This window comes from Soehngenia saccharolytica DSM 12858 (assembly GCF_059568515.1).
Map to the genome: position 1 here is coordinate 1 of NZ_JCANTN010000001.1, position 18,556 is coordinate 18,556.

Consider the following 18,556-nt stretch of genomic DNA (forward strand, 5'->3'; position numbering starts at 1 on the left):
AAAAGGTTGCATTAGGTGCTGTAATGAGAAAATTAGTAAATATTATATTCGCCGTCATGAGAGACAAAAAGCCTTTTGAGCTAAGAACCCCAGAAGAGCATGAGGAACTACTTCTTACTAGGTCTTCAGTAGCCTAATGATCTGTATTTAATGTTTAGTTTTCAAAGAACAATTTTAAATAACAGCTTCGTTTTTTAAACCAATAATCATTGGTTTATTAGGTGTGCATTTTTTTATTATTAATTTTTCAAAAAATATTTAATATTATTTTGCTAAAATCTATTGACTTTAATTAGCTGGTCTTTTTTTAGTTTTATTCTACACCAATCCAGGAAAACCTAACTGTCTTAGCGCTTCATACAAAATTATATTTACTGAATTAGATAAATTTAGTGACCTTTTTAAGTCGCCCCTCATGGGTATTCTTATTGCTTTATCTATATTTTTATATATTAAATCCTCTGGCAACCCCTTTGTCTCTTTTCCAAAGACAAAGAAAGATTCATCTTCATATTTAAAATCTGTATAGATTTTTTTTGCTTTAGTTGTAGAATAATAAAAAGGATAGTCGCTGTATTTTGCAATGCATTCTTGAAAGCTATCATAGTAATATATTTCAAGCAAATCCCAATAATCAAGCCCCGCTCTTTTTAAATGCTTATCGTCAACAGAAAATCCAAGAGGTTTCACAAGATGAAGCCTTGTTTTAGTTATAGCACAAGTCCTAGATATATTGCCAGTATTCTGAGGTATTTCTGGCTCAACTAACACTATATTTAACGCCATTTTATCACCTATTCTAATATAAATTTTCTAAATGCATATGCTACTCCATCTTCATTATTTGTTTTTGTCACAAAGTCAGCAATTTCTTTTATCGTTCTTTCTGCATTGCCCATAGCAACTGAAATACCAGCTTTTTCTAGCATAGAAATGTCGTTGTCATTATCTCCTATTGACATGATCTCTGATTTATCAATGCCGAGTAAATTGGAAACATATTGCAATGCCTCGCCTTTTGTAACATTTTTTCTAGTTAGTTCAATATTATTTATTCCACTTTTAGATAAATTAACTCCTCCAATTTTCCCTAATCTTTCTCTTACTTTATTTAATTTATCTAAATCATCATCAATGAATAAAAATTTATATATATTTATATCTTTTTGATTTAATATTTCATCTACATCATCGAAGAGTACAAAATTGATGTTTTGCCCCTTTAATCTTTCTTTAGATGAATTGTAATATTTGTCAATTTCTTTTATATATTTATTTGAGAAATAAGTATTTTCATTGTAAAAATGAAAATAAATATTCTCTTCTTTCGCAACCTCCACAACTGTCTTAATTGTTTGTTTATCTATAGGAGAATTATATATAATCTTTAAATCTCTATCTGTTATAATTGAACCATTTGAAGCTATGGTGTAACTCTTTAACCCTAATTTTTCCCCAAAATATAGAGCTGACTTTAAAACTCTTCCTGTTGAAATAACAATCTCTACATTTTTCTTTTGAGCGGCTTTTAATGTCTCTATTGTTGTACTGCTTACCTCTCCATGATCATTTAACAATGTGCCATCCATATCAATGGCAACTAATTTTATACTCATAATCATCCTCCGAATATTTAATATAACACAATTATTAGAAATATTAAATATAAATTTATTACATCAATAGAGGAAGCCAAAAGGCCTCCCCTTTATTTTACTAGTTCTAATGCTTTTTCAACTATATTTTCTATATTGAGCCCAAACTTATCAAACAACTTATCTGCAGGCGCAGAAGCTCCAAAGCTGTCTATAGAGATAACTCTGCCATCTAGCCCAACGTATTTATACCAGCTTAATGATGAACCAGCTTCTACAGCAATTCTTGCTCTTACATTAGAAGGAAGAACTTTTTCTTTGTAGTCATCTTCTTGCATTTCAAAGAGTTCAAATGAAGGCATACTTACTACCCTAGTTCCAATTCCCTTTTCCTCTAATAATTCGCTTGCTTTGTAAATTAAATTCACTTCAGAACCTGATGCCATTAATATTAATTTGAGTTTTTTTGTTTCTTTTCTTAGGATGTATCCTCCCTTTAATGCATCTTTACCAGTTCCATTTAGCAAAGGAAGAGTTTGTCTGGAAAGAACTAATCCTACAGGTGTTTCTGTTGATTTTATTGCAGTATACCATCCCGCAGCTGTTTCTCTTGCATCGCATGGTCTAAAAGCAATAAAATTAGGTTGTGCTCTGAATACAGTTAATTGTTCAATAGGTTGATGAGTTGGCCCGTCTTCTCCTACTCCAATGCTGTCATGAGTCAATACATAAGTGACTGGTTGTTTCATCATAGATGATAGCCTCATTGCTGGTTTCATATAATCAGAGAAAACAAAGAATGTAGCACCAAATGGCCTAACTCCTCCATGTAATGAAAGCCCGTTTAATATAGCTCCCATTGCATGTTCTCTTACTCCAAAATGAATATTGGAGCCCGTATAATCTTCGTGAGAGAAATCTTTTCTATTTTTCATATATGTCTTTGTAGAAGGAGCTAAGTCTGCAGAGCCACCTATAAAATTAGGAATTACATCTGCTAATCTATTAATCAATATTCCCGATGCCTCTCTTGTTGATAGATCCTTTTCAAAACTCCAGAAATCATCTGAATCCAAATAATCAATAGGAATATCTTTGTTAAACCAAGCTTTTAACTCTTTAGCCAGTTCTGGATAATCATCCATATATTTTTTATACATTTCATTCCATTCTTTTTCTTTGTTTGCTAAGTTGTCGCACACTTCTTTCAAATGATTTTTTACTTCTTCTGGCACTTCAAATGGTTGATAATTCCAATTTAAGTTTTTCTTAAGCACTTCAATGTTATGTTCTCCTAATGGCTCGCCATGTGCAGATGCACTGTCTTCTTTTTCTGTGCCATAACCTATATGTGTCCTTATCTCAATTAATGTAGGTTGACTTAAATTTTTCTTTGCTTGTAATATAGCTTTTTCTATAGCTGCTATATCATTTCCGTCTTCAACATAAAGTGTTTCCCATCCTAATGCCTCATATCTCTTTCTTACATTTTCTGTAAATGCTATCTTAGTGCTACCTTCTATTGAGATGGAATTCGAATCATAAAGTACAATGAGCTTTCCTAATTTCAATGTCCCTGCTAAAGAAGACGCTTCGTTGCTTACACCTTCCATCAAGTCTCCATCTCCAGCTATCACATATGTGTAGTGATCAATCACATTGTATTTATCTCTATTAAATATTTTAGATAAATGAGCCTCAGCCATTGCCATTCCTACGGCCATTGATATGCCTTGTCCTAATGGTCCAGTTGTTGCCTCTACACCTTTTGTATGTCCGTATTCAGGATGCCCAGGTGTTAGACTATCAAGTTGTCTAAAGTTTTTTAAATCATCAATAGTCAACCCATAATCAAATAAATGGAGCAATGAGTATAGTAGCATAGACCCATGACCTGCTGATAAAACAAATCTATCTCTATTTATCCAATATGGATTTTTACCATTGTGATTCATAACTTTTGCCCATAAAGTATATGCCATAGGTGCTGCGCCTAACGGCATCCCAGGGTGTCCTGATTTTGCTTTTTCTACAGCTTCTACAGCTAGCATTCTAACTGTGTTTACGCATAGTTGATCAATATTCATAAAATCTCCTCCTAATTTAACTCATTTATAGCATTTTTATCAAATATTACCTCTATTAAAAACATAGGTAAATATATTTGTCTCTTTATTCTAGAAGGGTTTTTAATCAGTCTATAAAACCATTCTAAGTTCAATTTGATGAATACATCAGGTGCTCTATTAACTCTTCCTGATAGCACATCAATAACCCCTCCGTTGCCTATCATAACTGTTGCATCAATCTTATCCTTATTTTTATCTATCCATATTTCTTGTTTGGGAAATCCAAATCCAACAAATACAATATCAGGCTTAGATCTATTTATGTCCTCTATCACTTCTTTTTCCTCTAAAGAATTGTCATTTCCTGTATGTGAACCACTAAAGTATCCATGATGATATCCGCATAATCTAATATTGGGATATTTCTTTAATATATTCTCAAAAGCATCTTTGCTTACTCCGTCTTTTCCACCGAGTAAGTATAGGCCAAGCCCATGTTCATTGGCTATTTCCAGCAGCTTTATAGAGGTATCATATCCAGTGACTCTTTCTTTTAAATCAATTCCTTTTATCTTAGCTCCATAGATTAATCCTATTCCATCTGGAATAACATGATCAGCTGAGTTTATGAGTCTGACTAAATTTTCATTTTTCTTAGCCATCATCACAATTTCAGTATTAGGCGTAAATACAATTGTTTTTTTCTTGTTCAATAATGCATTTTCTAAATCCTTGCTAATATCCTCTAGAGTTGTATCTTCAACATGTATTCCAAAGAAATTTACTCTATCCATCAATTCACCTTCCCAACAAGCTATAGACCAATTCGACATTTTCTTTAGACATTTTTATTAGGTTTTCTCTTTTTTGTGACATTTTGTTTACAATCGCAGGTTTATCAGTATATATTTTCTCGATATACTCAATTAAATATTCTGATTTTATATCCCGTACAGTCACATAATAATCATATTCTAGTTCTTTCAAGAATCCTTCTACTTTTGGATCATATACAATTCCAATCATAGGTGTCACTTGAGAAGCCGCATATATTAAAGTGTGCAATCTCATTGATATAATCAAGTCCATTTTTTTAATTATACCCAATAAATTTTCTACAGGATATTCATTTTTAAGAATAAAGCATCCTTCAAAATTTGTCAATTCTAATAAGCGTTTACTTATATCAAAGTCTTCTTTGTAATGCATGGGTATTAATATGACATTTACTTTTTTCTTGCTTATCAAATAATCTATAGTTTTCTTTAATTCTATCAGTACTTTTTCATCATCTTTCCATCTTCTGATTGATATGCCTACAATTGGCTTATCTAAAGGTATTCCTTCATTTCTTAAAATCTCCATCACTTTATTTTCTTCAGATGGTTTCAGTGTGAACACAGGATCTGCTGTAACTTTTATGTTGTTATTTTTTACACCTAATTCATCAAGATATTCTTTGGATAAATTATCCCTTAAAGAAATGTAGTCCACTTTATTTAAAATGCTTCGTGTTAGCACTCTATTTATTTTTTTATTTATTGGCCCAATACCATTTGCATATACAAATATAGGTTTTTTGTATATTAATGCTAATTTCATCAAAGCCAAGTAATACAAAAGAGATCTAGTAGAAGTTATATCCTGCAGTAAACTCCCTCCACCACTTATTAATAAATCTGTTTCTTTGATTGAATAAATTACTTCTCTGATTTTAAATCTATTTGCAGAAAATACTCCACACATATTTTCAGTCTTGTCTGGATTATTAGATAAAACTTTGATTCTTAAGCTATCGTCATATTCAAGCAAGTCATTAACTATAGCCTTAAGTATAGCATCATCTCCGCTATTATCAAATCCAAAATACCCTGACATCAATACCTTTGGAGCAGAGCTCAAAATATGATTGTAGATATTTATGTGATTATGTGCCATAGAATCATAAGAATACTTTTCACAAGCATCATCATGCAGCCTTTGACCCATTTTAGTTCTCTCTTCACTATTATTGGCTAAGTAAAGTATTTTATCGGCTAAATCTAAATAATCACCAACTTCTATCAAAAATCCATTTACGCCATTTTTCACAAGTTTGTTTATGCCACCTACATTTGTGGTGACCACAGGCTTCTTAAATTTAGCCCCTTCGAGTATAGTGTAAGGAAAACTCTCACTAATAGAGGACAAACAGTTTATATCAATCGCATTTATAAAAGAATAAGCATCTTTTATATATCCTAACAAATAAACATCATTCTCTATTCCATACTCTTTTATTGTCTTTTCTAATTCTTCTTTTTCAGGCCCTTCTCCAGCAATTAGAACTTTGATTTTTCGACTCTTTAATACTTCGTTAACTGCTTTTACAAATGTAATATGGTCTTTGACTTTGTCTAATCTAGCTAAAATGCCTATAAATACATCGTCTTCATCATAATCGATATCGTATCTTTTTAAAAATTCTTTTTTTGAAACAAACTCCTCGTCTTTGTCGCAATCTATTCCATTATATGTCACAAAAATCTTATCTCGCCTAAATCCTCTATCTATCAGCATATTTCTGAAAGTATCTGAAACAGCAATATAATAATCGAATTTTTTCAAGCTAATTCTATTCAGGTTTGTATATACAAGCCTTTTGTAAAAATTATCTTTAAAATCCAGTTTGTAGTCACTATGAATTGTAGTAACAAATGGTTTTTTAACTTTACGTTTTAAAAATGTAGCTATGAAATTGGCTCTAGCCCCATGGCAATGAATTATATCATAATTTTCTTTATTTATTTCAATTTCCAACCTATCTACTACTGATAAATCAAATCTCTTGTCTTGATGAAATACTTCGATATTTATTCCCTCTTTTAAAGCATCTTGATAAAAAGAGTCTTCTATGAAACATATCAATTTAACATCTATCGATTTGCTTAAACCTTTTAACAAAGATATGATATGAGTCTTTGCGCCTCCACTATCTCCTCCGCTAATCAAATGCAATACTTTCAAGCTAAATGGCTCTAGTTAGCAGAGCCTCCCTCCTTTCCGAAGAGAATCTCTGCAATTTTGTTGCTAAACTCTCTCTTTTTATCTTTGTTATGTCTAAATGCTTTTATTAAATTAAATTCACTGCTCACTTGAACATAATCTAAAGGATTATATCCATTCTCTATAAGATATTTTGAAGCTATACTTAGTGAATCTAAGTCTGCTTTGACAAATAGCTCAGCTGCTACACCCTTCTTGTAATAAATTGTCTGCCTCTCATCGATCAATATAAAAACATTAAAACCCATAGCCCATTGCGATGTAAAAACTCGAAAAACTCTATTTTTATTTTCAAATTGTTCTTTTGTAAGAGCTGTTATATTTGTGATTAATTCAGGCATAATCGGGCTGTTTACCTGATAACATAGTATTTTCAAATTATTTTTGTCAAGAGTGTTTATGTTTTCCATGGCATTTACAACAGCTAATGTAGTATTGTAATGATCTATATGCGAGTCTATTAAAAATGGAGTATATATTATAGTAGGTTTTATATCTTCGATAACTCCCTTTAAATCACGAATTAGTCTATCATCTCTATAGTCTAATTTCGAATCTTTATAATCTAGAAATATAATTTCTTTTATGCCATAAATTTCTTTAAGAGTTTGTGCTTCACTTCTTCTTTTACTTATCAGTTCCTTCTCGCTGAGTTCAGTAGTTGCTCCACTGCCATCTGTTAAATACACTATATAAACTTCATCTGACTTTTCTTTGTATTTAAACAATGTACCCCCCAAACCAATAGTCTCATCATCTACATGAGGTGCAAATACAATTACTCTATCTTTTAATCCCATTAAATGATCTACGTCATACATGTCTTTTTTGGGATATCTAAAATACACGTACTTAGTGTAAATTCTATTAATAATATTCATTGGTTTTTTTAGCATTTTTTTTAATTTGCTCTTGTTCAAAATATCACCTTCATCTAAAAATAGTCTGCTTTATTCATTGGGATGTTGGGAAGAGCTTTTGAGTCTAATCTGTTGTCATAGTAAACTGTAACGCTCTTATTTTTAAATATATTATAGAGAAGGGTCTTCTCATCTACATACTTAAATATCATCCCAAAGCTAGACCTTTCAAAATGATCATTGTATGCTGGATTGAAATTACCTAAATAATAGTAGATGCCATTTTCCCTCTTTAATAGCAAATAAGAAAGTCCTTTCCCGTTGGAATAAAAGTATTTATTGTTTGGATTCCCGATAAATCTCCATTTCAAATATTCTTCATCTATATAATCTTCTTCATTTTTCAAATCATTTTCCTTAAGGCTTAAAGTAAGGTATCTTTTTTTATATATCTGCCACCCTAACTTCAAATTAGCAGGAAGAGAATTTTCATTTGGAAAATTATATATAAACGAGCCTTTGCTCTTTTCTAAAGCTAATTTACTCATCTGAGAAAATATCCCCATTTTACGATATTCCTCTAATACTGCAGTGTCGCATGGCTGATAAGAAATCTGATTGTTTAAATCATTTCTCCAGAAACATCTTATTCCAATTAATTTTATGTCATCATATGCAAATACGTGAATAGAATCACCATAGATGTTTTGTCTGTATTTCCAATCAAACCATAAGCTATTCATATCTTCCTTGAAAATAAAATTGAAGAGTTCTAGAAATGATAGTTGATCGTCTTTTGAGACTTCACTCGTCATTTTTACTTCGAAGTGAATATTGTTCTTATTCAATTATATATTCACCTCTAACTAGAACAAAAGTTGAGTCTTGTATTATAATTAATCCTCTTCCGTCATCTCTAGGAATTATCAATTGGTGATTTTTAGGTATGCTCTCTCCTTCTTTAAGATCGACTCCATCTGTGACATCAGAAATTCCGCCTAAATCGCTAACTTTTGCAGTTGCTTTTCCACTTCTCAATATAATCTCTGTTCCTTCACGTCCAATTAACTTTTGTCCGTTTTTAAGCTCTATTACTTCTAGTTTGTTCAGATTAGAGTTATTTGAGCTACTTGTCTTGTCATCAACATATCTTTTAACTTCTGAAATTCTTTGTTCTAAGTAACTTAAAGTTATCAACGGATCACTTTCAGAACCAGCACTTGCTAAGCTAGTAATATTACCAAGGCTCATACATAAACCACTGCCCACCATAATTCCTGTCATAGTAAATATAATTAACTTATTTTTGGTTTTCATTTAAAACACCCCTCTATTAATTATCAATTTTCATTATACTATATATGGACAAAAATAATAAGCACTTTAAACTATTCAAAGTGCTTATTATTGCTAAAATATGTAATTTGTTAGTAATCTCCAAGCCCAACACTTATCTTTAATGCCTCATCGATTTTTTTCATCATATCATCATCAAATTTTCCGACTTTTTCTCTAAGCCTTTTTTTATCAATAGTCCGAATTTGTTCTAACAGCACCACAGAGTCCTTCGGCAAACCAAAATCCTGGGCAGTTATCTCTACATGGGTAGGAAGCCTCGCTTTATTAATTTGAGATGTGATTGCTGCTACTATCACAGTAGGACTATACTTATTTCCAACATCATTCTGGATTATAAGTATAGGCCTTACTCCACCTTGTTCAGATCCAACCACAGGGCTTAAATCTGCATAATATATTTCTCCTCTTTTAACTATCATAGAAATTCATGCCCCAAGTTTATTTCATAATACATCAAGTCAATCATATCCTCCTCAATGCCTATTTCAGCAAGGGTTAAGTTGATTTGGCTGACCTCCTCATAAGCTTTTATAAATTCTTGATATTTCTTACATTTGCAACCGTTATTGCATAAAGATTGTAGTTGTTTAAACATGATGTCATTTTCACTCAATATTACTGGAAGTCCAAAATTAACTTGTGCCAAGAAATCCACCCCCTTATAGGCTTAGAGATATAAAATATTGTTACATGATGATTATATAACTTTAATAAAAACTATGTCAATAGTTATATCAATCTGTCAAATATTCTACAATATCGACAATTTCCCCATTTTCCATATAAACTCTTGGAACCCGCCTATTTATCATGCATGTGATCTCATAATTGATTGTCCCTATTAATTTAGCAATGTCATCGACATGAGGATATCCTTCGTCTTTGTCTCCAAACAAAACTACTTCATCTCCAATATTTGCATCCTGTATTCCTGTGACATCTAACATAAGTTGATCCATACAAATATTGCCTACTATATTAACTAAGTTGCCTTTAAAGAAAACTTTTCCTTTGTTTGAGAGCAGCCTCGTGTATCCATCCGCATATCCAATTGGAATTGTTGCAATTTTGGAAGGCTTATTTGTTATAAACCTGTGTCCATAGCTAATGCCCGTATTTTCAGGAACTAATTTTATATTTGATATCATCGACTTGAGTGTCATAACTGGTTTTAAATTAATTCTATCCTTATTTACCTCGTCTGATGGATAGAGTCCATATAGAATTATTCCCGGTCTAACCATGTCGAGATTATATTCGGGCATGTCTATTATAGCCGCGGAATTAGAAACATGCTTAAGCTCAAAGAACAATCCTCTTTGCTCTAAACTGTTTACTATGTCCATGAACTTGTCAAATTGTTTTATTGTCTCAGCTTTATCTTTTTCATCCGCCTTCGCAAAATGCGTGAATATACCTTCTATTTGCACATTAGGTAGCATGCTTATTTTCAATATTTCGTCAATAGATTCCTTTGTTGGTAAAAATCCCAATCTCCCCATTCCGGTGTCAATTTTGATATGAATCTTTGCGGTTTTCCCTAAGCCCATAGCTTTTTCGGATAATTCTCTCGCATCTTCATATCTATATATAGTTTGAATTAAATCATACAATAAAATTTCTTCATATCTACTTGGATTAGTGTAATTAAGCAATAAAATAGGGACATCAATATTTTCTCTTCTAAGTTCAATTGCTTCATCTAATACTGACACTGCAAATCTAGTTGCACCAATTTGTAAATACTTTTTAGCCAATACTGCTGACCCATGTCCATAAGCATTTGCTTTTATTACAGGCATTATTATTGTTGACTTGTTCACAATTCTCCTTATCTCATTGAAATTGTGTTCAACATTATCTAAATTAATTTCAATAAAAGTTTCCCTGTGATTTGTTAACATTTTATGCATCTCCAGTACAATATTATTTTATTATACAATTAATTGCCTTTGGCAAATATTCTATTATGTCTCTTGCAATCATTCCATATTCCCCAAATTCTTCTCTAGCTAAATCACCAGCAAGTCCATGTACATAAACTCCCATTACACTAGCGTCAAAAGGGCTATATCCTTGTCCAACAAAAGAAGTGATCACACCAGCTAAAACATCTCCACTACCAGCCGTTGCCATTCCCGGATTCCCTGAATAGTTTTTATAAACATTATTGCCATCTGTCACTATAGTTTCATATCCTTTTAGTACTGTGATCACATTCATCTCTTTAGAAAAATTAACGGCACATTCTTCTTTATGCACATTTATGTACTTAATGTCTTTATTTATCAATCTAGACATCTCTCCAGGATGTGGTGTTATTATTGTCTTACCACTCCTTTCTTTCAAGATATTTAAATCATCTGATACAATATTGAGACCATCTGCATCCAATATTAATGTGTTTTTAAAATTATTTATGCAATAATTAGTGTGAGTCAATTGCTTATACCCAATACCTAATCCAGGACCAACTAGCAATGATGAAAATACATTTATATCTATTTTATTAGAAACATACGTTTCAATATCTCTTAGTATTACCTCTGTCGGTACAATGCCTGCATTGTTTATAAAAGATGAATTAACCAATCCATATACAAGTCCTGCTCCGCTTCTTAAAGCAGAAAATGAAGATAAATATAATGCTCCAGTCATGCCAGTGCTGCCAGCAATAATTCCAATTTTGCCGAAATCCCCTTTATGTGAATCAAGATTTCTTCTATTGAGTCTATATGGCATGTTTACAGGTATTTCAACCTTAGTTTTTTTACCTGTCAGACCAACAGCTGTAGCAACTGAATACTCTTTTTCGTTCGATATAGATATATCTATATCCTCAATTCCCAACAAACTAAATATTTGCTTAAGTTTCCTATTTACACATATATATGGCTTTCCTTCACTATTGTGTGCTATTTCAATATCTTTCCATGAAATTTCACCTATACCAGTACCTATCATTTTAGAAACAGCTTCTTTAGCAGCAAATAATCCTGCAATAGTACCTATGGATTCTTTTTTCTCTTTAATGTAATTTAACTCGTTCTCCGTGAAAACTTTTTTATAAAATGAATCTTTTTTTTCTGTTAAGATCTTTTTAATTCTTTCATTGTTTATTATATCAATTCCAGTTAGCATAATATCATCTCCACAATAATAGAATAACACCTATTTTATTAAATTAAAAGAGGTGTTATTCAATATTTCAAAATATTAAGTTTATTTAAACTTTCTGCTTCCTGGTTTTACTAAAGGTAAACCAGTTTTGCATAAATAGCAGTCATCAGCGTCATATACTTTTGCCTCTAATTTAAGCGCAGAGTATATAGGTAGATTTATCTCTTCTACTGTTCTGTCGATAATTGCTGCGATTCCAATGACTTTCCCACCTAAGCCCTCAATTACTTCAATAGTTTCGTATGAAGATTTTCCAGTTGTTACAACATCTTCTGCAATTAGTACCTTTTGGCCTTCTACAATCTCAAATCCTCTTCTCAATTTCATTATATTGTCTTCTCTTTCTGTAAATATAGCAGGCTTACTAAGTTGTCTTCCGATTTCATAACTTACGATTATGCCGCCCATAGCTGGACCAACCACAACATCTATATCCAGATCATTTATTTTTTCAACTATCTTTTTTACTACAATCTCAGCTTTATCTGGGTATTGTAGCAATTTTGCGCATTGTATGTACCTGTCACTATGTTTACCTGATGACAATAAAAAATGTCCTTCTAAAACAGCTCCAGTTTCAATCAGTAGATCTAATATCTCCATCGCTAACCTCCAATAATCCCTTTAATTTCTTTCAAACTGCTTATTTTTTCTTTCGCCATAAACTCTTCAATTCCCTCTGCAATTTTCTTTGAAGCGTATATATCCCTAAAATTAGCACTGCCTACTTGTATTAAATCCGCTCCCGCCATGATAAATTCAATTGCATCTTCAAAGTTTGTTATTCCGCCTATTCCTATGAGTGGCACATCGACTGCTTTTTTTACTTCATATAACATTCGTAACGCAATAGGTTTAATACATGGCCCTGATAACCCAGCTGTTATATTATTGAATATAGGTTTTCTCTTATATATGTCAATCGCAAGTGCATTGAAAGTATTAACCAAAGACAATCCATCTGCACCTGCTTTTACACAAGCTTGTGCCATTTTAGAAATATCATTAGCATTTGGTGAAAGTTTTACAACCAATTTTTTATTTGTCACCATTCTTACTTCTTTGACTACATCATAGGCTATTTTTTCATCAATGCCAAAAGCCATTCCACCTTCTTTTACATTAGGGCAAGATATATTGAGTTCTATAATAGGTATGTCTGTTTCATTTAATTTCATAGCTCCTAAAATGTACTCTTCAATACTTCCACCTCCTAAATTTGCTAATATCACAATGTCCTTGCTCAATAAAAAGGGAAGTTCCTCCTGAATAAATCTATCAACACCTGGATTTTGTAAACCAATGCTATTCATAAGTCCTGAAGGGGCCTCATATATTCTCCTTCCAAAGTTTCCGATCTTTTCATGCAATGTCAATCCTTTTGTGGAAATTCCACCTAATACGCTTATATCAAAATATTCATCATACTCTTTACCATAGCCAAAAGTTCCTGAAGCTGCAATTACGGGGTTCTTAAAATTTATCCCTAAAAACTCTACATTGCTATTCATCAAAACACACCTCTTTAGCCTCGAAAACTGGACCGTCTTTACAAACTCTCCGCATTCCACGTCTTGTTTGGATTGTGCATCCTAAACAACTTCCTATGCCACAAGCCATATATTTTTCCATTGATACATAAAGTATAGCTTTATCTTTATTAACGTCAGCTAGTGCTTTTAACATAGGATAAGGTCCGCAAGCATATATAACATCATAATCCTCAACATTTATTAGCTCTGTTACGAACCCTTTAATCCCACCTAAACCTTTTTCTGATGCAACATACAAGTTTTTAGAATGAACATTGCATTCATCGATTAAATATGGTTCTTCTCTAAAACCAGCAAACATATCCATCATTTTATGGTTCTGTTTAAGCAAATAAATCATTGGAGCTATACCTACTCCTCCGCTAACTACCGCAGATCTCATATTCTCTTTTACAGTAAAACCGTTGCCTAAAGGCCCCATCAATTGTACTTCTTCATTTGTCTTCATTGAGGACAATTCTTTAGTACCTTTTCCTTTTACCTCATATACGAAGCGGATGGTATCTCCTTCTATATCTGATATGCTGAGAGGTCTTGATAGGAAAGGATCAAGAGCTTCCCATGCCCTTACCATGTAAAACTGGCCTGGGATTCCTGAAATATTACCTTGCAAAGTAATTTCATATATATTTCTAGCAATTTCTACATTTTTTACGACCTTGCATTTAATATTTGCCTCTTTCAAAACCAATATCCTCCCTCATGTCAAATACTGCTTTTCTAATATGTTGATTGAAATTTTCATATTCATCTTCTTTGCCTTTATGTGCCATAATAATCCCTCTTGAAGAATTAACTATCCCACCGTTTCGATTTTTAAGATATAAATTTACATCATTTCCTTTAGCTCCTTGTGCTCCATATCCTGGAATCAAGAAGAACATTTTATCATATCTATTTCTTATTTCCATCGCTTCATCAGTGTGAGTCCCTCCTACTACAGCTCCTATAGGTGAATATCCACATGAAGATAAATATTTGTTTGATAATTCATAAAGTTTATCTCCTACATGAAAATAAACTTCTCTGCCATCTTCACACTTCAAATATTCTATATCCTTAGCCCCTGGATTTGAAGTTCTAAGAAGTACAAATATCCCTTTGTCACCATTTGCTACATTATCCAAATAAGGAGTAATACTATCAAATCCCATATATGGATTTAATGTAACAAAATCAGCTTCAAATTCACCCTCAAAATGTGCTTTTTTATACATAGTTGCTGTAGTTGATATATCTCCTCTCTTAATGTCCCCTATTGAAATTAGGTCATTTGATTTTAGATACTTCAAAGTCTTTGAGTAAGCCATCAATCCTTTTACACCTAGAGCTTCATAGTATGCTATTTGTAATTTGTACGTGCTTACAATGTCATAAGTAGCATCAATAATCCTTTTATTGAATTGAAATACAACTTCATCAATATCCTGATATTTGTTTTTAATTTGAGTTGGTATATAATCAGTATCAGTATCTAGTCCTACGCATACACATCCCTTTTCTTCAACTCTCTTATAGAGCTTATCAATTACCACAAAATCTCTCCTTTTTAAAATCTTCATCGATGTACTTTATATCGCCATCTTTGACGGTCATTAATACTTCGCCATTAAATTTCATACCTTCAAATGCAGTGTTCTTTGATTTTGAATGGAACTTGTTTGAATCCACAGTAGATTCTAAAGTAAGATCTACTATGACAAAATTAGCTTTACTTCCGTTTTCTAATCTTCCGTATTCTAAGCCCAGTATTCTTGCAGGCCCATAAGTCAATAAACCGGAAAGTCTTTTTAAATCAATATGATTTGGCTTTACTAAAGTCGTATAAGCCACTTTAAATGCAGTCTCTAGCCCTACCATTCCCGGAGCATTTTTTTGTTTGTCTTCTACACTATGAGGAGCATGATCAGTTGCTATTGCATCTACCACTCCATCTCTTATGGCTTTTATTAGTCTATCTACATCTTCTTTTCCTCTAATTGGCGGATTTACCCTATAATCATTATCCCATAATGCGATGTGATGAGGTGTCACATCGCATGTTACATTATTATTGGCTTTCTTAGCTCTCTCTACGTCATCAATGGCTTCTTTTGTGCTAACATGGGTTAAATGCAGTTTTGCACCTATTTTTTTATTCAAATATATATCCCTAACTGTTTCCAAATTCTCTGCTAGTCTATAGTCGATCTTTGATATTTCTTCATCCTCTGAATGTACCAATACAACTAAATCTTTCTCTTTTGCTTTAATGAGCGCTTCATACATAACTTTTGTGCTCTTTATTCCCTTGCCATCATCGGATATTACTTTGATTGCGTTAGAAATATTATCCAAATGGTTTAGAGTAACTCCGTCAAAGTTTTCTGTTATGGAAAGAGTTTGATTGACATCAATCAATCCAATATTCCTAGCTTTTTCTAATACATAAGAAACTATTTTTTCATTTGAACAAATTGGATTGGTGTTTGCCATTAAATTTACATAAGTGAATCCACCTCTTACCGCAGCTCTGCTACCAGTTAAAATGTCTTCTTTATAAACATATCCAGGGTCTCTAAAATGAGCATGCAAATCTATGAAAGATGGCATCAATACAAGATTTTCTCCATTAATGATGACTTTTTCGCCATCTGCTTCAATTGACTTATTAAGCTGAACTATTTTATCGTTAATTATCAATACATCTGTAAAAAAATCTTTTCCTTCGTCGACCAACCGTATATTTTTTATGAGCATTTGAATTACTCCCATTTGTATATATGATCACAGTACACACATTTATAAGTTGCATTTTGTTCATCTACTAGCTTAAATCTATGTGTTATTTCTCTTTCTACAGTAGTTATACATCGAGGATTTTTGCACTTTATTATGTCTTCAACGTATTCAGGCATAGCCAATTTAATCTTATCAATTATTTTTTCATTTTCTATTATATTAACAGTGATGTTAGGATCTAAAAATCCTAATACATTCAAGTCAATGTCTATTGTATTTTCAATCTTTATTATGTCTTTTCTCCCATATTTTTTGCTTGATGCATTCATTATCAAAGCCACAGTGTAATCTGCTTTATCCAATTTTAAATATTCGAATATTTTTAGCCCCATTCCTGGTCTTATATGGTCTATGACAATTCCTTTTTTTATACTTGTTATTTCTAGCATTTATCTTACCCCCAATAGCTTTGCAATAAGTCCCATTCTTACGAACATGCCATTTTTAACTTGCCTAAAATACCAAGCTCTTTTGTCATCATCAACTTCTATTTTTATTTCATTTACTCTTGGGAGTGGGTGTAGTATAGCAAGGTTTTCTTTTGCATTTTTTAATTTTTCCAGATCCAATATATAGCTGTCTTTTAGTCTAACGTAATCTGCCTCATTGAAAAATCTTTCTTTTTGAACTCTTGTCATATAGAGAACGTCTAATTTGTCAATGACATTTTCAAGTCTTTCTTCTTCTTTAAAATTTATGTTTTTTCTTTTCAAATCTTCTTTTAAGTAATCGGGGATTTGTAATTCATGAGGTGAAATTAGAACAAAGTCTACATTTTCATATCTAGACATTGCTTTCAGAAGTGAATGTACTGTTCTACCAAATTTTAAGTCTCCACAACAGCCGATTGTGAGATTGTCTAATCTCTTGTGTGCATCTAAAATCGTGAATAAATCTGTTAAAGTTTGAGTAGGGTGTTGATGTCCACCATCTCCTGCGTTTATCAGTGGAACCGGGCAATACTCTACTCCGTGAATTGGAGCCCCTTCATTTGGATGTCTCATGGCTATAATATCTGCATAAGCACCAACAGTTCTCAATGTATCCGCTAAACTCTCTCCTTTCGCTACAGAAGAAGAGCCTGGCTCCGAAAAACCGATTACTTGGCCACCCAATCTAAGCATGGCGGCTTCAAAGCTAAATCTAGTTCTCGTGCTAGGCTCATAAAATAAAGTAGCTAGGATTTTACCATGACAAATGTCGCTAAAATCCTTTTCGTTTTCAATTATTTTTTGAGTTAATTCAAAGATGCTTTCTAATTCTTCCAAAGTAAAGTCATCTGGGTCTACTAGATTTCTTCCTTTTAACATTTTACTCCTCCTTTTTACCTGAAGGATGCGCTAGAATAAAAGCCTTCTATTAAGTTATAAGAAGGCTCGTCCGCTCTCCTTTCTAACCTCTCTGGATTAGATTAAAGGTATTTATTTATTTTAAAATATCATAGTCTGAGATAATTATCAACAACTATTTATAAAATATCAAAATTCAAATTTGACAAATTATCTACAGCAATATCAGCAACTCTAGTTATTTTGTCCCAATCTGAAATATTTGATGGATCTTTTACAGCTACTACTTTTATTCCCAATTTCTTAGCTGTCTCCATAGAATGTAGCGCATCTTCAAATAGAAATACATCTTTGGTTTCCAATTTCAATCTATCAATTAAAATTTTAAAAAAATGGATGTCATATTTTTCAAATCCAACATTGCCACAAGTTTGAATAAAATCAAAATACTCATAAATCCCCAATCTCTTAATTGCTGGAAGTAAAAGTTTCTCTTCAGTAGCTGTGACTAAACACAATGTTGACCCGTTAGCTTTTAAATATTGAAGTAATTCTAAAGCCCCATCCTTAAGCTCTACATTGTTCTCATAAAAGCGTTTAAGTATATTCTCCATCTCAAAATTAATTTCATCTGCAGATTCCTTTAAATTAAACTCTTCTTTTATAATTGATGACGCTTCTTTAAGACTGTATGGCTTTAACTGTTCTCTAATGTTCTCGGGAGGATTTATCCCCTTAGACAATAGATAATCATAAGGCAATCTATCCCATACCCACATAGAATCAATTAATGTGCCATCCAAATCAAAACAATATCCCTTCAAT

20 protein-coding genes and 1 pseudogene are annotated in these 18,556 nt (G+C 32.2%); 1 reads left to right on the top strand and 20 read right to left on the bottom strand.

What is annotated here, in order from left to right; translation table 11 throughout:
* A pseudogene (locus BO51_RS00005) lies at positions 1-137 on the top strand (IS110 family transposase); the annotation flags it as partial.
* Between the two features lie 181 nt (positions 138-318).
* On the opposite strand, the gene BO51_RS00010 reads toward BO51_RS00005, so the two are convergent.
* From BO51_RS00010 to BO51_RS00105, 20 genes are all read right to left on the bottom strand, one after another.
* Entirely contained in the window at positions 319-786 is a 468-nt protein-coding gene (locus BO51_RS00010) for a tRNA (cytidine(34)-2'-O)-methyltransferase (RefSeq protein ID WP_496482946.1), read from the bottom strand.
* 8 nt (positions 787-794) lie between these two features.
* Positions 795-1,616 (bottom strand): Cof-type HAD-IIB family hydrolase, encoded by an 822-nt coding sequence (locus BO51_RS00015; protein ID WP_496482947.1) that lies wholly within the window; start codon positions 1,614-1,616, stop codon positions 795-797.
* Between the two features lie 92 nt (positions 1,617-1,708).
* Positions 1,709-3,682 (bottom strand): transketolase, encoded by a 1,974-nt coding sequence (gene tkt, locus BO51_RS00020; protein WP_496482948.1) that lies wholly within the window; start codon positions 3,680-3,682, stop codon positions 1,709-1,711.
* Between the two features lie 11 nt (positions 3,683-3,693).
* Positions 3,694-4,458 (bottom strand): WecB/TagA/CpsF family glycosyltransferase, encoded by a 765-nt coding sequence (locus tag BO51_RS00025; protein ID WP_496482949.1) that lies wholly within the window; start codon positions 4,456-4,458, stop codon positions 3,694-3,696.
* A 4-nt stretch (positions 4,459-4,462) separates the two neighbouring features.
* Positions 4,463-6,670 (bottom strand): polysaccharide pyruvyl transferase CsaB, encoded by a 2,208-nt coding sequence (gene csaB, locus BO51_RS00030; protein WP_496482950.1) that lies wholly within the window; start codon positions 6,668-6,670, stop codon positions 4,463-4,465.
* Positions 6,671-6,681: 11 nt separating this feature from the next.
* Positions 6,682-7,629 carry a PIG-L deacetylase family protein gene (locus BO51_RS00035; RefSeq protein ID WP_496482951.1) on the bottom strand — a complete coding sequence of 316 codons (948 nt, stop codon included), beginning with the start codon at positions 7,627-7,629 and terminating at the stop codon, positions 6,682-6,684.
* Positions 7,630-7,643: 14 nt separating this feature from the next.
* Positions 7,644-8,417: a GNAT family protein gene (locus tag BO51_RS00040; RefSeq protein ID WP_496482952.1), complete on the bottom strand. Its 774-nt coding sequence runs from the start codon at positions 8,415-8,417 to the stop codon at positions 7,644-7,646.
* Entirely contained in the window at positions 8,410-8,886 is a 477-nt protein-coding gene (locus BO51_RS00045) for a hypothetical protein (protein WP_496482953.1), read from the bottom strand. The genes BO51_RS00040 and BO51_RS00045 overlap by 8 nt, the downstream gene beginning before the upstream one ends.
* 110 nt (positions 8,887-8,996) lie before the next feature.
* A complete protein-coding gene (locus tag BO51_RS00050; protein ID WP_463261366.1) occupies positions 8,997-9,347 on the bottom strand; it encodes a type II toxin-antitoxin system PemK/MazF family toxin in 351 nt (116 codons plus the stop codon).
* Positions 9,344-9,574 carry a hypothetical protein gene (locus BO51_RS00055; RefSeq protein WP_496482954.1) on the bottom strand — a complete coding sequence of 77 codons (231 nt, stop codon included), beginning with the start codon at positions 9,572-9,574 and terminating at the stop codon, positions 9,344-9,346. Before BO51_RS00055 ends, BO51_RS00050 begins: the two co-directional genes overlap by 4 nt.
* 88 nt (positions 9,575-9,662) lie before the next feature.
* Positions 9,663-10,832 (bottom strand): alanine racemase, encoded by a 1,170-nt coding sequence (alr, locus tag BO51_RS00060; RefSeq protein WP_496482955.1) that lies wholly within the window; start codon positions 10,830-10,832, stop codon positions 9,663-9,665.
* A 22-nt stretch (positions 10,833-10,854) separates the two neighbouring features.
* The gene (locus BO51_RS00065) at positions 10,855-12,069 is read right to left on the bottom strand and encodes an NAD(P)H-hydrate dehydratase (RefSeq protein ID WP_496482956.1); all 1,215 of its coding nucleotides are present in this window, start codon (positions 12,067-12,069) and stop codon (positions 10,855-10,857) included.
* Positions 12,070-12,150: 81 nt separating this feature from the next.
* Positions 12,151-12,711 (bottom strand): orotate phosphoribosyltransferase, encoded by a 561-nt coding sequence (pyrE, locus tag BO51_RS00070; protein ID WP_496482957.1) that lies wholly within the window; start codon positions 12,709-12,711, stop codon positions 12,151-12,153.
* Between the two features lie 2 nt (positions 12,712-12,713).
* On the bottom strand, positions 12,714-13,619 hold the full coding sequence (locus tag BO51_RS00075; protein ID WP_496482958.1) for a dihydroorotate dehydrogenase: 906 nt from the start codon (positions 13,617-13,619) through the stop codon (positions 12,714-12,716).
* Positions 13,612-14,346 (bottom strand): dihydroorotate dehydrogenase electron transfer subunit, encoded by a 735-nt coding sequence (locus BO51_RS00080; RefSeq protein ID WP_496482959.1) that lies wholly within the window; start codon positions 14,344-14,346, stop codon positions 13,612-13,614. The genes BO51_RS00075 and BO51_RS00080 overlap by 8 nt, the downstream gene beginning before the upstream one ends.
* Positions 14,327-15,196 (bottom strand): orotidine-5'-phosphate decarboxylase, encoded by an 870-nt coding sequence (gene pyrF, locus BO51_RS00085; RefSeq protein WP_496482960.1) that lies wholly within the window; start codon positions 15,194-15,196, stop codon positions 14,327-14,329. Before pyrF ends, BO51_RS00080 begins: the two co-directional genes overlap by 20 nt.
* Positions 15,186-16,400: a dihydroorotase gene (locus BO51_RS00090; RefSeq protein ID WP_496482961.1), complete on the bottom strand. Its 1,215-nt coding sequence runs from the start codon at positions 16,398-16,400 to the stop codon at positions 15,186-15,188. The genes pyrF and BO51_RS00090 overlap by 11 nt, the downstream gene beginning before the upstream one ends.
* A gap of 5 nt (positions 16,401-16,405) precedes the next feature.
* Positions 16,406-16,831: an aspartate carbamoyltransferase regulatory subunit gene (locus BO51_RS00095; RefSeq protein WP_496482962.1), complete on the bottom strand. Its 426-nt coding sequence runs from the start codon at positions 16,829-16,831 to the stop codon at positions 16,406-16,408.
* Positions 16,832-17,752 (bottom strand): aspartate carbamoyltransferase, encoded by a 921-nt coding sequence (gene pyrB / locus BO51_RS00100; RefSeq protein WP_496482963.1) that lies wholly within the window; start codon positions 17,750-17,752, stop codon positions 16,832-16,834. It abuts the gene before it with no gap.
* Between the two features lie 158 nt (positions 17,753-17,910).
* Positions 17,911-18,555 (bottom strand): HAD family hydrolase, encoded by a 645-nt coding sequence (locus BO51_RS00105; protein WP_496482964.1) that lies wholly within the window; start codon positions 18,553-18,555, stop codon positions 17,911-17,913.
* Position 18,556 lies beyond the last annotated feature (1 nt).

What these genes read in the sequence shown, in the direction of transcription:
- BO51_RS00015 (WP_496482947.1), bottom strand. Translation starts at nt 1,616, where the DNA reads ATGAGTATAAAATTAGTTGCCATTGATATGGATGGCACATTGTTAAAT.
- BO51_RS00075 (WP_496482958.1), bottom strand. Translation starts at nt 13,619, where the DNA reads ATGAATAGCAATGTAGAGTTTTTAGGGATAAATTTTAAGAACCCCGTA.
- pyrB (WP_496482963.1), bottom strand. Translation starts at nt 17,752, where the DNA reads ATGTTAAAAGGAAGAAATCTAGTAGACCCAGATGACTTTACTTTGGAA.
- pyrE (WP_496482957.1), bottom strand. Translation starts at nt 12,711, where the DNA reads ATGGAGATATTAGATCTACTGATTGAAACTGGAGCTGTTTTAGAAGGA.
- alr (WP_496482955.1), bottom strand. Translation starts at nt 10,832, where the DNA reads ATGTTAACAAATCACAGGGAAACTTTTATTGAAATTAATTTAGATAAT.
- BO51_RS00010 (WP_496482946.1), bottom strand. Translation starts at nt 786, where the DNA reads ATGGCGTTAAATATAGTGTTAGTTGAGCCAGAAATACCTCAGAATACT.
- BO51_RS00095 (WP_496482962.1), bottom strand. Translation starts at nt 16,831, where the DNA reads ATGCTAGAAATAACAAGTATAAAAAAAGGAATTGTCATAGACCATATA.
- BO51_RS00025 (WP_496482949.1), bottom strand. Translation starts at nt 4,458, where the DNA reads ATGGATAGAGTAAATTTCTTTGGAATACATGTTGAAGATACAACTCTA.
- BO51_RS00090 (WP_496482961.1), bottom strand. Translation starts at nt 16,400, where the DNA reads ATGCTCATAAAAAATATACGGTTGGTCGACGAAGGAAAAGATTTTTTT.
- BO51_RS00065 (WP_496482956.1), bottom strand. Translation starts at nt 12,069, where the DNA reads ATGCTAACTGGAATTGATATAATAAACAATGAAAGAATTAAAAAGATC.
- BO51_RS00050 (WP_463261366.1), bottom strand. Translation starts at nt 9,347, where the DNA reads ATGATAGTTAAAAGAGGAGAAATATATTATGCAGATTTAAGCCCTGTG.
- tkt (WP_496482948.1), bottom strand. Translation starts at nt 3,682, where the DNA reads ATGAATATTGATCAACTATGCGTAAACACAGTTAGAATGCTAGCTGTA.
- BO51_RS00045 (WP_496482953.1), bottom strand. Translation starts at nt 8,886, where the DNA reads ATGAAAACCAAAAATAAGTTAATTATATTTACTATGACAGGAATTATG.